Below are 14,146 nucleotides of genomic sequence, written 5' to 3'. Positions count from 1 at the left end.
ATCATTATTTTAAGAGTTATACTATGTATGTAAACAAATTTGTTTATCTTTCTATGCATGCGTTATTTAAAAATTTCACATACCGTAATAAGGATAAAAATTATTTTTTCAAAAAAATGTAGTAATTCCTTTTTAGAGTTTGCTATAATTAGTTCGAATGTGGGCAGTATCAGAGCGAACTGCACCATGATTCGATGCAATACGAAAAATAATAACTTGGATTCTGCCTTGATCCAATAACGGACTGGGACAGAGGGATGAATAATGCCGACTAACACACAACCCTTCTGCCCTTTTATGGCCAGAGGGGTTTTTTATATGATTTCGGCCATCTCCTCTCTCCTATATAAAGGAGGAGTAGTTTTTGAAAACAAAAACAGATTTTTTGAAAATGAAAGAGCAAGGTGAGCCGATTACAATGCTAACGGCGTATGATTATCCATCTGCTAAGCTAGCAGAAGAAGCGGAAGTTGATATGATTCTAGTTGGAGATTCCCTTGGGATGGTTGTGCTCGGCTATGATTCAACAGTACCTGTAACAGTAGAGGATATGATTCATCATACGAAAGCTGTACGCCGGGGAGCGAAACAGACGTTTATTGTAACTGATATGCCATTTATGTCGTATCATGTGTCGCCTCAAGATACGATGGTGAATGCACGCCGCATCGTTCAAGAGAGTGGTGCTCATGCACTGAAGGTAGAAGGTGCAGGAGAAGTGATATCAACTATTCATTACTTGACGAGTGCGGGAATTCCTGTCGTGGCACACTTAGGCTTAACTCCTCAATCTGTAGGAGTGTTAGGTGGCTATAAAGTACAAGGAAAAGATGCTGAAAGTGCAAAAAAATTAATAGAAGATGCGAAGAGATGTGAGGAAGCTGGTGCGATAGCACTTGTATTAGAATGTGTGCCAATGCAGCTAGCAGAATTCATTTCGAAGCAACTAACAATTCCAACGATTGGAATTGGAGCAGGACAAAAAGTGGATGGGCAAGTACTCGTTTATCATGATCTTATCTCATATGGCGTAAATCGTGTTCCGAAATTTGTGAAGCAATATACGTCTGTTCAAGAGGAGATTGTGCGAGGGATTTCACAATACGTAACTGAAGTAAAGACAGGTCAATTTCCGGAAGAAAAACATTCATTCACAATGAAAGAGGAAGAATGTTTAGCGTTATACGGAGGAAAACAATAATGAAAATCATAACTACAGTGCAAGAGATGCAGCAAATTACAAACGAACTACGTGCAAGTGGAAAAAGTATTGGTTTTGTCCCAACGATGGGTTATTTACATGAAGGTCATGCGACTTTATTACGTAAGGCAAGAGAAGAAAATGAAATTGTAGTTTTAAGCGTATTTGTTAATCCGCTACAGTTTGGACCAAATGAAGATTTAGATCGATACCCTCGTGATATTGATAGAGATGAAAATGTAGCAAAAGAAAACGGTGTAGATTATTTATTTTATCCGAGCGTAGAAGAAATGTATCCAGCAGAACAAACGACAACAGTAGAAGTTGTGAAGCGTACCGATGTGTTATGCGGAAAACAAAGACCTGGTCATTTCGCTGGTGTTGCGACTGTACTAATGAAACTATTTAATATTACATTGCCAACACGTGCTTATTTCGGTATGAAAGATGCACAGCAAGTTGCTGTCATTGAAGGATTTGTCGCTGATTTTAATATTCCGGTTACAATCGTACCGGTGGATATTGTAAGGGAAGAAGATGGATTAGCGAAAAGTTCTCGTAACGTGTATTTATCACAAGAAGAGCGTGAAGAGGCTCCTCATTTATACCGCAGTCTATGTATAGCGAAAGAAAGAATTGAGGCAGGAGAACGTAATGCAGAAATCATTACAGCTCTTGTGAAAGAGTATATTGAGACGTATACGAAAGGCACTGTAGATTATGCTGATTTATATACGTATCCTTCACTACAAGTAGTGGATAAAATTGAAGGACGAATCATTTTAGCAATTGCAGTTAAATTTGACAATGTACGATTAATTGACAATATAACATTAACGGTTAAATAAGGGGGAGCATCTATGTTTCGCACAATGATGAGAGCGAAGTTACATCGCGCAACAGTAACAGAAGCAAATTTAAATTATGTAGGTAGTATTACAATTGATGAAGATTTAATGGATGCAGTAAATATTGTAGAAAACGAAAAAGTCCAAATTGTAAATAATAATAATGGTGCTCGCTTAGAGACATATGTTATTAAAGGAGAACGTGGTAGCGGTGTTGTTTGTTTGAATGGTGCAGCTGCAAGGCTTGTACAACCAGGAGATAAAGTTATTATTATTTGCTACGGTCTAGTGGCAGAAGAAAATATTCATAAACAAGAGCCGAAAATTGCAGTATTAGACGATAATAATCAAATTATTGAAATGTTAGGTGCTGAAAAAGCAGGAACGATACTATAAGTAAGAAGGCTATCTCTATTACGGAGATAGCTTTTTTGTGCATCTTTTCATTAAGATGAGATAAAACGTGGTATAGTAACATTATATAATTTTCTGTTTGATAGGTAAGAAATTGAGGTGTTACATATATGAGTAAGCGTTATGTCGTTGTGGATTTAGAGACGACAGGGAACTCCTGGAAGGATGGGAAAGATAAAATTACCCAAATTGCAGCTGTTGTAGTGGAAGATGGAGAGATATTAGAGATTTTTTCATCTTTTATTAATCCGAAGAGAGAGATTCCGCCATTTATTACAGAGTTAACAGGGATTGATGAGAGTATGGTTAAGCAAGCCCCGTTATTTCAAGATGTAGCCCCGATGGTTGTTGAGCTATTACAAGGTGCAGCTTTCGTTGCACATAATGTTCATTTTGATTGGAATTTTTTAACGGAAGAATTAAGGCAGGCTGGATATACAGAAATACATTGTCCAAAAGTTGATACAGTTGAGTTGGCGCAAATTCTTTTGCCAACGGCTGATAGTTATAAATTACGCGATTTAGCTAAACAACACGAATTAGAGCATGATCAACCGCATCGTGCGGATAGTGATGCTCTTGCAACAGCGGAATTATTTTTACAATTTTTTAATGAAATTGAGAAGTTACCCCTTGTCACCTTGCAATCGCTTTATGAATTGAGTGATGTGTTTCAAAGTGATATAGCGGATGTACTTTCTGAAAATATTTTAAAGAAAATGATGCATGGTAAAAAAGGCGTAGAGGGATATGAAGTGTATCGAAATATTGCACTTCGAAAACGGAATTATTCTTTAAACTTAAGTGAAACATGTGCATTTAAATTTGATGCTTTCTTGCATAAGACAATTGCTAAACTTGAGTTGAATATGCCAAAGTTTGAAAAAAGAGAAAGCCAACAGAGTATGATGAAGGAAATATATACAGCGCTAAGAGATTCTAGGTTTTCACTAATTGAAGCAGGGACAGGAACAGGGAAGACTCTTGCATATTTGCTTCCAAGTATTTATTTTGCAAAGAAAAAAGAAGAACCTGTCATCATAAGTACCCAAACTGTACAACTGCAACAACAAATACTAGAAAAAGAAATTCCATTATTACAGAAAATCATGCCATTTTCATTTGAAGTAGCTCTTTTGAAAGGAAGAAAGCATTATCTTTGTCTACATAAATTTGAATATGCTTTGCAAGAGGAAGAGAAAAATTATGATATGGCGCTCACAAAGGCAAAAATTTTAGTGTGGTTATTGCAAACGGAAACGGGCGATCGTGATGAATTAAATATTCCTGAGGGCGGAAAGTTACTTTGGAACCGGATTTGTAGTGATGTACATAGTCCGGGTGGGATGCAAAGCAACTGGTTTAGTCGTTGTTTTTATCAACGAGCAAAGAATAAAGCATTATTTGCAGATATCGTTATTACAAATCATGCGTTATTATTTCAAGATTTTTCAAGTGAAGAACCACTGTTTGCGTCATGTGAACATATTATTTTTGATGAGGCTCATCATATCGAGGAAGCAGCGAGTAGAACATTAGGTGAACAGTTCTCCTGTATGTATTTCCAGCTAGTTTTATCTCGTCTTGGTACGCTAGAAACAGATGATGTGCTTTCTAAAGTATATAAAATGATGAAAAAATCAGAGCAAGCCTCCCGTTCTACTTTCCGCATGGTAAGTCATAGTTTGAAGGAATTGAAATTTGATGCGGATGAGCTATTCCAAATGTTACGTGCTTTTATCTTTAAGCAAACAAAGCAGGAACAAGGGATCAGCAATATGCCACTCATTTATCGATATAACACGGAAGTAGAGAAAGGTAAGTTATGGGATAGTATTACCGAGTTAACAAATCGCTTTGTATATGATGTAAGAAAATTACTCTCTACACTTGAGAAGCAAGTTGATATATTGCAAAGTAAATTAGAATGGGAAATGCATGTTGTCACAGGTGAATTTATGCATTTAATTGAGTTGTTGAGAAAGATGGCGCAATCTTTACAAGTACTCATTTTAGAAAAAAATTCATATGTGACATGGATGGAAACTGAAACGAAGGGAACCATTCATTCAACTGTTTTATATGGACAACCTGTTCGTATTGGTGAAAGATTTGCTGATGAATTTTTAACAGAGAAAAAGAGTGTTATTTTCACATCAGCAACGCTAACAGTAAACGATTCATTTGACTATATAAAAGAAGAGCTAGGCTTACATGATTTTGCTCCAAATACATTACAGGTCCCATCACCATTCCATTTTGAAGAACAGATGAAATTAATGGTTTCAACGGATGTGCCTTTTATTAAGCAAGCAAGTAATGAAGAATATATTGAATCTGTGTCGGCTCATATTGCAAAAATAGCGAAAACTACAGAAGGTAGAATGCTTGTTTTGTTCACTTCGTATGAAATGTTGAAAGAAGCGTATACGAATTTGAAAAATGATGAGGAATTAGAAGGCTATTTATTATTAACGCAAAGTGTGAATAATAAGAGCAGAAGTCGCCTCATTCGTAAGTTTCAAGAGTTCGATAAATCAATTTTATTAGGAACAAGTAGTTTTTGGGAAGGGATAGATATACCTGGAGATGCCCTTAGTTGTCTTGTTATTGTCCGCCTTCCCTTTACGCCTCCTCATCAACCGATGATGGAAGCAAAAGGAGAGTGGTTAAAAAATCAAGGAGAGGACGTATTCGCTAAGTTAGCACTCCCGCAAGCAATACTGCGTTTCAAACAAGGATTTGGTCGTCTTATTAGAACAAGTACAGATACCGGGACGGTGTTTGTATTAGATCGTCGTTTGACAAGCGCTTCCTATGGAAAACGTTTTTTACAATCAATTCCAACTGTTCCGCTTTATGAAGGCCCTCTAGAAGAATTGTTAGAACAATTAAAGGAACGGCCAATTGAATAAAATTGGAAGAAAAAATACGCCTGAAGTGCATGTAAACTTCAGGCGTAAAAAATGTGGGTAGGAGGAATTTTATTTTTCTTACTTCTTGTATACAAAATGTATTGGTTTTCGACTTGAAACCTTTTTTTGCTGTACATGTCCTGCTATAATAGATGGGTGATGAAGCAGGGGTTGTAAAGAATGTACTCTTATTGTAACCGCATTGCGTTCTTCTATAATTAGAAATTTTTGTGTAACGGAGGAGTTTTTTCATGGATAAGAAAATCGAAGTCCTATCAACGACGCGTATTAAATATTCGTCTGACTTGTATAAAATCGTTGATAGTTTGAATCGTACGTTAAAAGAGCAGGACCTCATGTTCGGATTAGCATTAGACGAAAAAGATAAAGAAACAGCTGTATTTACGATTTACAGAACGTAGTGATACAATGAAAAAGTGGATCTTTGCAATCGTTATCGTAATCGTTGCTAGCGGAATATATGGGGCGTATGTTTATAATAAAGCAATGGAAAAGAAAATCCCTAAAGAGGCAAAATCTGTAGAAATTGCAAAAGAAAAAGCAAAGCTTGTAAAAGTAAAATCTGTGGATTATTATAACGGAGAATCTTCATATACAGTCGTACAAGGTACAGATGAAAAAGGAGAACAACTTATCGTTTGGGTGCCTGAGAAAAAAGGGGAAACTATAGTAAGGAAAAAGAGTGAAGGTATTTCTGAAAAAGAGGCTTTACAAAGAACGATTGAACAAGTCGGAGATGACAGTAAAGAGCACAAAAGTAAGCCTAAAGAAATTTTAAAAGTAAAATTAGGCTTTGAAAACAATATACCATTATGGGAAGTTACATATATTGATGATGAAAATCGTTATAGTTATTACTATCTTGCATTTAAAGATGGTCAGTTTTTACGACGATACAGCATTGAAAAATAGATGTAGGGGGAACTACAAATGAAATTAGCAAAGCGAGTAGCTGCTTTAACACCATCTGCAACTTTAGAAATTACAGCAAAGGCACAAGCATTAAAAGCAGAAGGTCATGATGTAATTGGATTAGGGGCAGGAGAACCTGACTTTAATACACCAGAGCATATTATGGATGCTGCACATAAAGCGATGTTAGAAGGACATACGAAGTATACACCAACGGGTGGATTACAAGCGTTAAAACAAGAAATTGTGAAGAAGTTTACTCGCGATCAAGGAATTGCGTATGATCCGTCTGAAATTATTGTATGTAACGGTGCAAAGCATGCATTATATACATTATTCCAAGTGTTACTTGATGAAGGAGATGAAGTTATCATCCCTACGCCATACTGGGTAAGTTATCCGGAACAAGTAAAACTTGCTGGTGGTAAGCCAGTTTATGTAGAAGGCCTTGAAGATAATGAATACAAAATTACAGCGAAGCAGCTGCGTGAGGCAATTACAGAGAAAACGAAAGCAGTTATTATTAATTCACCGAGCAATCCAACAGGAATGATTTACAGCAAAGAAGAATTACAACAGCTTGGAGAAGTATGTTTAGAACACAATATTTTAATCGTTTCAGATGAAATTTATGAGAAATTAATTTATGGTGGAGCAGAATATACTTCGGTTGCCCAGCTTTCTAATGCATTAAAAGAACAAACACTTATTATTAATGGTGTATCTAAATCTCATTCTATGACAGGATGGCGTATTGGATATGCAGCAGGAAATAAGCAGCTTATTAAAGCGATGACGAACTTAGCGAGTCATAGTACGTCAAACCCTACTTCAATCGCTCAATACGGCGCAATCGCGGCATATGCAGGCTCACAAGAACCTGTAGAAACAATGCGTCAAGCATTTGAAGAGAGATTAAACATTATTTATGATAAATTAATTCAAATCCCTGGCTTTACTTGCATTAAACCACAAGGTGCATTTTACTTATTCCCTAATGTAAAAGAAGCAGTAGCTTTATCAGGATACGAAACTGTTGATGATTGGGCAAAAGCTCTATTAGAAGAGGAAAAAGTAGCTCTTGTACCAGGTACAGGATTTGGTGCTCCAAATAACGTTCGTTTATCATATGCGACATCTCTTGAGCAAGTGGAGAAAGCATTAGAACGTATTCATACGTTTATGAAAAGTAAAGTGCAAGCTTAATTGTATATTTTATTAACGTAATACAAAAACCTTCCTACATAATAGGGAGGTTTTTTTGACGAATTGTGGCAAAAAGAAATAGCGAAAGGTGTGTTATACTAGAGAGCGAGGTGTTTGGTGATGAAAAAGAAAATGATGTTACAGTGGTTTGAGCAGGGAAGCATTGCAATTCCAAAATTACTTATGATGCATTATAAAAAATTAGGGTTAAATGAAACGGAATTTATGGTTGTACTTCATGTACATACATTTTTAGAATCGGGCAATTCGTTTCCGACTCCGTCAGAGATTTCAGAACGGATGACGATTACCGAAATGAAATGTATGGAAGTCATTCAGGCATTGATTCAAAAAGGTTTTTTATCACTAGAAGGTGGACAAAAATCAGAAGCGATGATGTGTGAAAGTTATTCTTTACAACCGCTATGGGAAAAAATATTGCATTTCTTAATGAATGAATCAATAGAGGAAGAACAAAAAGAAATAAAGCAACTGCAAGTAAATTTATATACAGTATTTGAAAAAGAATTTGGAAGACCACTCTCTCCATTTGAATGTGAAACGTTGGGAATGTGGGAAGATCAAGATCAACATCATCCGAATTTAATTCAAGCGGCCCTCAGGGAAGCTGTAATGAGTGGTAAGCTTAATTTCCGATATATTGATCGTATTTTATTTGAATGGAAAAAGAATGGTATTAAAACAGTAGATCAAGCCCAAAACCAAGGACGAAAATTTAGAGCAAATCAACAACGAACGCAGCAAACGACAAAACAAGAGACGAAATTTACTGGAAAAGTACCTTTTTATAATTGGTTGGAGCAGTAATGTAGGAGGAAGTATATGTTAAATAAAACGCAAATTCGCTATTGTTTAGACACAATGGCGGATATGTATCCAGAAGCACATTGTGAATTAATTCATGATAATCCGTTTGAACTAGTAATCGCGGTAGCGTTATCTGCACAATGTACAGATGCACTTGTAAATAAAGTGACGAAAAATTTATTTCAAAAATATAAAACACCAGAAGATTATTTAAGTGTTTCGCTAGAAGAATTACAACAAGATATACGTTCTATTGGTTTGTATAGAAATAAAGCAAAAAACATTCAAAAATTGTGCCGGATGTTACTGGATGATTATAACGGAAAAGTTCCAGAAGACCGTGACGAGTTGACGAACTTGCCAGGAGTAGGGAGAAAAACAGCAAATGTAGTTGTTTCGGTAGCGTTTGGTATTCCGGCAATTGCTGTTGATACGCATGTAGAAAGAGTGAGTAAACGGTTAGCGATTTGTAGATGGAAAGATTCGGTGTTAGAAGTAGAAAAGACATTAATGAAGAAAATTCCGATGGATGAATGGAGCGTCACACATCACCGTATGATTTTCTTTGGACGTTATCACTGTAAAGCGCAGCGACCACAATGTGAGGAGTGCCCTTTACTAGAAGTATGTCGTGAAGGAAAGAAGCGAATGAAGGGGAAATAAAGGATGGAGCGAGTGATAGAAATACCGAAAGAATTTCGATGCTTACCATTTTTTAAAGAAAGTAAAAATTCGATTGTGTATTATACAGAACAGTCTTTTGAAGAAACAATACAAAATACTTATTTTATATATGATATGGAAAGACAATATGAGCCGTGGAATGAAATTGAAAATAGTATTCCAGTATTATTGAATGTATGGAAAAGTAAGCATGAAGACATTGCGACACTTTTTCGAAACAGAAATAAGCAAGAAGCTGAAGGCCCAATGATTCTTTTTGCAGCACATTTGTTATCAATTGTATATTGGCTAAATGAACAACCTGTTTATAGTTTGAACGAAATGGAAGATTACACGAGTATGTTGGAAGTACAACCAGTGAATTTTATAGAGCGCTATTCGTTCATTATAAAGAAACCGAATAATTATCATTCTTATATTCAGTTAGCGCAGTTGTATATTGAAATAGAAAAGTTATATGTAAAGAAAATGATAACAAAAAAGAAGTCCTTTTCTCGTTAAGAGAAAAGGACTTCTTTTTTGTATTAAGACTCTGTTGTAACAACATTTCCGTCTGCGTGTGGTGTATCTTCGCCGGTATTGTGTTGTTGTTCTTGTTGTTTCTTAGCATCTTCTTCAGCTTTTTTTCTAGCTTCCTCTTCAGCTTTCTTTTGAGCCTCTTCTTGCTGTTTACGTTGTTGTTCTTGTTGTTTTTTAGCATCTTCTTCAGCTTTTTTTCTAGCTTCCTCTTCAGCTTTCTTTTGAGCTTCTTCTTGTTGTTTACGTTGTTGTTCTTGCTGCTGTTGCTCTTGTTGTTTACGCTGCTCTTCTTCAGCTTTTTTCTTAGCATCTTCTTGTTTTAATTTATCTTCATTAGCCTTTTTCTGAGCTTCCTCATCAGCTTTTTTCTTAGCTTCTTCTTCAGCCTTCTTCTTAGCAGCCTCATCTTCAGCTTTCTTCGCGTCTGAAGTTCCTCCAGGCGCAGTGAAGGATGCTCCAACTGCTGGGCTTGTTCCAGTACCTTTTTTCGCTACTACAGAGAAGCTGTAAGTAACGCCTGGTTTAATACCACCAAGAGTAGCTGTCGTACCATTTATTGATAAACTACCACTTGAACCGTCAGTCGCTTTATAGCTTGCTGCATACGCATCAACTTCTGCTGGTCCAGACCAGTTTAGTGTAACTGTGCTAGCGCCATCGAAAGTGACATTAAGACCACTAGGTGCATCTACTTTAATTTGTTTCACTGCATCTTTTTTAGCGCCTTTTACGTACAATTCACCATTTAATTCTTGTACAGAAGAAGGACGTTCGAAACGTGATTTATCTGTAGCGAATTTGCTCATCATTACTTGGAACATTTGTTGTGCAATTTTAGTAGAGCGATCGCCAATGTAATTTTCTGGACCATCTTTTTCGTAACCAGTCCAAACAGCCATTGTATATTGCGGTGAATATCCAGCGAACCAACTATCTCTGTTTGCATCAGCTGGAATACCATATTTTTTAATCACGTCTGCATCAAAGTTTTGAGTTCCTGTTTTACCAGCTACGTCTATACCTGGAACGTATGCTGTTGGACCTGTACCACCAGCACCAGGTTTTACGACGTCACGAAGAACGTCAGTCACCATGTAAGCTGTGTAGTCTTGCATCGCACGTTGTTCTTTCGGTTTAAAACTTTTCTTTTTCCCATCTGGGAAGATAACTTCTTTTACGAAGTGCGGTTTATTGTAGTTCCCACCGTTACCAAAGGCTGCATATGCCCCCGCTAATTGTAATGGAGAACTATCGTTACTACCAATTGCTGTTGATTCATATGTTTTGCCGTCTTTAAATGTCATACCTAAACCTTCAGCAAACGCTTGTGACTTAGGAAGACCAACCGCTTGAGCTGTCTTTAAAGCCGGAATGTTTAATGATTTTTTCAAAGCTTCACGTAGTGAAACGTCACCTTTGTAACTATTTGTTGCATTTCGTATTTTTTTACCATCGGAATACGTATATTCTGAGTCATTTAATTGATGGTATGTAGACCATTGTAAATTCTCAATTGCTGGACCGTAGTCGAAAATTGGTTTCATTGTTGAACCAACTTGGCGTTTTAAATCAGTGGCCATATTATGACCTTTGAAAGTAGACTTACTTTCTTTACGCCCAGCCCCAATTGCTCGAACTTCTCCAGATTGTGTATCCATAAATACGAATGATCCTTGGAATTGATCGTTCGGATACTTAATAAGATTGCCATCCATAATTTTTTCAGCATAATCTTGAGCATCTTGATCAAGTGTTGTATGAATCGTCAAACCATCTGAACCAATATTTACATCAGGATATTCTTTTTCAACTTCTTTTACAACCGCATCTAAAAATGCTTGATACTTCATCTCAGTTATTTCTGAAGACGGTTGAAGACCCTCTGTTACTGGGATCTTAACTGCGTTATTCATTTCTTCTTTTGTTATATAACCATGTCGATTCATTAATGACAATACGACATTACGACGATTTGTTGCTCGTTCAACATTTTCCTTTTTGGTTGGATCATAAATGTTTGGACCTTGGGGTAAACCAGCGAGCATAGCAGCTTCATGTAATTGCAAGTCTTTTAAATCTTTACCATAATATTTTTGCGCTGCTGTCGCAATACCATATGAACGGTTACCTAAATTAATCTTATTTAAGTACATTTCTAAAATTTCATGTTTAGAGTATTGTTGCTCTAATTTGTAAGATAGGTACCATTCTTGTACTTTTCTCTTTGCAGTTTTGTCCATCGTTAGAAAATAGTTTTTGACTACTTGTTGTGTAATCGTACTACCACCTTGAGATCCGAAACCTCCAGTGACATTTTCCATAACTGCTTTTGTAGTTCGTTTAAAATCAATTCCATTATGATCATAGAAACGTGAGTCCTCAGTTGCAAGGAATGCATTTTCAACTACTTTTGGAATTTGATCATACGTAACGTGGGTTCGTTTTTCAGCACCGTATTCATAGAAAAAGTTCCCATCTTTATCAAGAAACTTTGTTGATAAAGGATTGACAAGTTTTGATTTGTCTAATTTTGGAGCGTCCTTCACCATAACAAAGAAAGCGGAAACGCCAGCTACAAGACCAACGATACCAAGAAGTAGACAACCTATAAGGAATTTTTTTAAAAAGGAGCCTTTTTTCTTTGGTTTTTTCTCTGTATTTGTTTCTTGCTTTTGATTTTTTACATGATTTCGTTCTGTACGAGAACGATAATTATCTGACATTATACTTTCTCCTACCTTTCATTCTCTCCCCAAAAGTCGAAAAAAGAGCCTTAGTGATGACTCTATCACGAAAAATAAACCGTGTCTAGTACACGGATATAATCAATCCGAGGGTGATAACCGCATGATAATAAAGATCCATGCTCTACTATTTCTTCTTTCGTAATCGATTTTCGTCCACCAGTATTTTGACGATTCCAAAATGCAATAATATGTTTTGCATCTAATAAATAAAGTTCATCAAAAAGTGTAAATTTAATAATAACAAATGCAATTCCATTATGAGCGATTACTTGCTTCATATGCTCAATTTGATGAAGGTGGAAGTTTTGAAGTGGAAAACTCGTTTTATTTTTTGTTTCTTTCGCTTCAAAATCGATGTATTTCCCTTTATATACACCGTTGTAATCTGTTGTAGAAGGTTGTTTAAAATACGCTTCTTTTACCACTGCAGCACTTCGAGCGGGGTAATCTACTTTTACAATTTGAAGAGGTGTAGGTTTTTTATGTACGCATGCAATATTATGGGTTAAGTAATATTCATTCGTTTCATTCAATTCCTCTTCAAGGGACATACCTCTATTACTATAAGTATGTTTTTTAATTGGTGTTTTATGAGGTTGTGAAGCTTGATTGTATCGTTTTCCATTTGGGTAACGAATGGTCATAGTGTGTCCACTCCCAACTTGCTAAGAATTACTTACAAAGGTGATTATAACAAAAAATGAAAAAAGATGTGACCTTTTTGAAGAAAGGTATGATGACTTATTCATGTTTACATGGAATGATTATGAAAAAATTAAACAATATCGTAAAAATACGGTCTGTACAGAGGAAGAAAAAACAATGGTTTACAACATGAAGAGGGAAATAGAAATAGCTAATATGGACAACATTTCTCGAACGCAGTGTTATCAAGAATATTATGTAAGAAATAGTGAAATTAGGTGGGCTTTTTTAGCGAGTATGGTCTCGAGAAATGCGGGATGGAATATGACTGATTTACAAGGGAGGTATTATGCTACTGTTTTACCTCAAACAGTAAAAAAACATTTATTTTTGACTTATGAAGAAGCGAATTGGATTATTTTTTTAGATGCATTTCCTCAGCTGTTGTTATATGAAGAAAGTAAGAGGAGGCAGGTGCCACTATTCCATTTGTTACAATATTTTAACGTATCCATTTTTATGGAAAAGGAATGGATATATTTTTGGGAGAAAAAAGATATAAATAGACTTATGATAGCGCTTATTATAAATGAACAAAATAAAATTCAAAAACCAGTTATTGAGAATGCATATTTTAAAAAACATGTATTCCATACAGCACTTTTTAAATTACAAGAAATGCTTCATATTAGTGCCGTTATATTCCCAACCGTTGAAGGGAAGATGTATGGTTTTTCAATTTATCAATTTGAAACGTTACAGAAGCGTATAGAACTAGGAAAGAAATTAGCAGCGTTACTGTTCCATCCGAATTACAAAAGTTTATTCCATAGGTTTGCATCGCAAACGATACACACAGGATCAAGAGCAGATTATGAATGTTATGTAAGAGAAGCTAGAAAATCTTGTACACCAGCTCTTAGAGAAGTTTATCCTGCTGTTGCACATGATGAAATAAGTATGAGAGATTGGTTTTGTAGAGATACGGAAATAAATGAACTATTTTTATCAGAAGAGTATAAGGGTGAAGTTGATATAACAGAATGGTATAAAAGAAAGAGGGAGCAAATCTATATTGCTTCCACCGTAAATCGTTTTGTTAAAAGGATAGATGAGTTCGTGATATAATAAAAAAGAAGTCCCGTCTTCATTTATGAAGACGGGACTTCTTAATGTGAAGTAACCCTGCTATGCGTGCTAAACATT

13 protein-coding genes are annotated in these 14,146 nt (G+C 35.8%); 11 read left to right on the top strand and 2 right to left on the bottom strand.

The window, feature by feature from the left end; all coding sequences use genetic code 11:
* Positions 1-364: 364 nt before the first annotated feature.
* From panB to PDK19_RS10635, 10 genes are all read left to right on the top strand, one after another.
* Positions 365-1,201 carry a 3-methyl-2-oxobutanoate hydroxymethyltransferase gene (gene panB, locus PDK19_RS10680; RefSeq protein WP_049113576.1) on the top strand — a complete coding sequence of 279 codons (837 nt, stop codon included), beginning with the start codon at positions 365-367 and terminating at the stop codon, positions 1,199-1,201.
* Complete coding sequence (gene panC, locus PDK19_RS10675) at positions 1,201-2,049, top strand: pantoate--beta-alanine ligase (RefSeq protein WP_049113578.1); 849 nt, start codon at positions 1,201-1,203, stop codon at positions 2,047-2,049. Before panB ends, panC begins: the two co-directional genes overlap by 1 nt.
* Positions 2,050-2,061: 12 nt before the next feature.
* Complete coding sequence (gene panD / locus PDK19_RS10670; RefSeq protein ID WP_000490177.1) at positions 2,062-2,445, top strand: aspartate 1-decarboxylase; 384 nt, start codon at positions 2,062-2,064, stop codon at positions 2,443-2,445.
* A 128-nt stretch (positions 2,446-2,573) separates the two neighbouring features.
* Positions 2,574-5,378: an ATP-dependent DNA helicase DinG gene (gene dinG / locus PDK19_RS10665; protein WP_049113581.1), complete on the top strand. Its 2,805-nt coding sequence runs from the start codon at positions 2,574-2,576 to the stop codon at positions 5,376-5,378.
* Between the two features lie 251 nt (positions 5,379-5,629).
* Entirely contained in the window at positions 5,630-5,800 is a 171-nt protein-coding gene (locus tag PDK19_RS10660) for a YpmA family protein (protein WP_000358352.1), read from the top strand.
* A 7-nt stretch (positions 5,801-5,807) separates the two neighbouring features.
* Positions 5,808-6,311 (top strand): cell wall elongation regulator TseB-like domain-containing protein, encoded by a 504-nt coding sequence (locus PDK19_RS10655; protein ID WP_014893172.1) that lies wholly within the window; start codon positions 5,808-5,810, stop codon positions 6,309-6,311.
* A gap of 18 nt (positions 6,312-6,329) precedes the next feature.
* Positions 6,330-7,517: an aspartate transaminase AspB gene (aspB, locus tag PDK19_RS10650; protein WP_000761548.1), complete on the top strand. Its 1,188-nt coding sequence runs from the start codon at positions 6,330-6,332 to the stop codon at positions 7,515-7,517.
* A gap of 120 nt (positions 7,518-7,637) precedes the next feature.
* Positions 7,638-8,345, top strand: a complete 708-nt coding sequence (dnaD, locus tag PDK19_RS10645) for a DNA replication protein DnaD (RefSeq protein WP_000728540.1) — start codon at positions 7,638-7,640, stop codon at positions 8,343-8,345.
* A 15-nt stretch (positions 8,346-8,360) separates the two neighbouring features.
* Complete coding sequence (gene nth / locus PDK19_RS10640) at positions 8,361-9,008, top strand: endonuclease III (protein WP_000933028.1); 648 nt, start codon at positions 8,361-8,363, stop codon at positions 9,006-9,008.
* 3 nt (positions 9,009-9,011) lie between these two features.
* On the top strand, positions 9,012-9,530 hold the full coding sequence (locus tag PDK19_RS10635) for a YpoC family protein (protein ID WP_014893171.1): 519 nt from the start codon (positions 9,012-9,014) through the stop codon (positions 9,528-9,530).
* Between the two features lie 23 nt (positions 9,531-9,553).
* Here PDK19_RS10635 and PDK19_RS10630 read toward each other — a convergent pair whose 3' ends face one another.
* Positions 9,554-12,271 carry a PBP1A family penicillin-binding protein gene (locus PDK19_RS10630; protein WP_270707075.1) on the bottom strand — a complete coding sequence of 906 codons (2,718 nt, stop codon included), beginning with the start codon at positions 12,269-12,271 and terminating at the stop codon, positions 9,554-9,556.
* A gap of 65 nt (positions 12,272-12,336) precedes the next feature.
* Entirely contained in the window at positions 12,337-12,939 is a 603-nt protein-coding gene (gene recU / locus PDK19_RS10625; RefSeq protein WP_000155593.1) for a Holliday junction resolvase RecU, read from the bottom strand.
* A 103-nt stretch (positions 12,940-13,042) separates the two neighbouring features.
* Between recU and PDK19_RS10620 the strand changes: the two genes are divergently transcribed.
* Positions 13,043-14,068, top strand: coding sequence for a DUF2515 domain-containing protein (locus PDK19_RS10620; RefSeq protein ID WP_049113358.1), 1,026 nt, complete (start codon positions 13,043-13,045; stop codon positions 14,066-14,068).
* The last annotated feature ends 78 nt before the right edge of the window (positions 14,069-14,146 follow it).

The organism is Bacillus cereus group sp. BcHK124 (genome assembly GCF_027712065.1).
In the GTDB taxonomy this organism is placed as follows: Bacteria; Bacillota; Bacilli; order Bacillales; family Bacillaceae_G; genus Bacillus_A; species Bacillus_A pacificus.
The sequence above is the reverse complement of the archived record's forward strand: the minus strand, read 5'-3'. Positions and strand labels throughout refer to the sequence as shown.

Coding starts and splice junctions, on each gene's coding strand:
- panC (WP_049113578.1), top strand. CDS start 1,201: ATGAAAATCATAACTACAGTGCAAGAGATGCAGCAAATTACAAACGAA.
- panD (WP_000490177.1), top strand. CDS start 2,062: ATGTTTCGCACAATGATGAGAGCGAAGTTACATCGCGCAACAGTAACA.
- dinG (WP_049113581.1), top strand. CDS start 2,574: ATGAGTAAGCGTTATGTCGTTGTGGATTTAGAGACGACAGGGAACTCC.
- PDK19_RS10660 (WP_000358352.1), top strand. CDS start 5,630: ATGGATAAGAAAATCGAAGTCCTATCAACGACGCGTATTAAATATTCG.
- PDK19_RS10655 (WP_014893172.1), top strand. CDS start 5,808: ATGAAAAAGTGGATCTTTGCAATCGTTATCGTAATCGTTGCTAGCGGA.
- aspB (WP_000761548.1), top strand. CDS start 6,330: ATGAAATTAGCAAAGCGAGTAGCTGCTTTAACACCATCTGCAACTTTA.
- dnaD (WP_000728540.1), top strand. CDS start 7,638: ATGAAAAAGAAAATGATGTTACAGTGGTTTGAGCAGGGAAGCATTGCA.
- nth (WP_000933028.1), top strand. CDS start 8,361: ATGTTAAATAAAACGCAAATTCGCTATTGTTTAGACACAATGGCGGAT.
- PDK19_RS10635 (WP_014893171.1), top strand. CDS start 9,012: ATGGAGCGAGTGATAGAAATACCGAAAGAATTTCGATGCTTACCATTT.
- PDK19_RS10630 (WP_270707075.1), bottom strand. CDS start 12,271: ATGTCAGATAATTATCGTTCTCGTACAGAACGAAATCATGTAAAAAAT.
- recU (WP_000155593.1), bottom strand. CDS start 12,939: ATGACCATTCGTTACCCAAATGGAAAACGATACAATCAAGCTTCACAA.
- PDK19_RS10620 (WP_049113358.1), top strand. CDS start 13,043: ATGTTTACATGGAATGATTATGAAAAAATTAAACAATATCGTAAAAAT.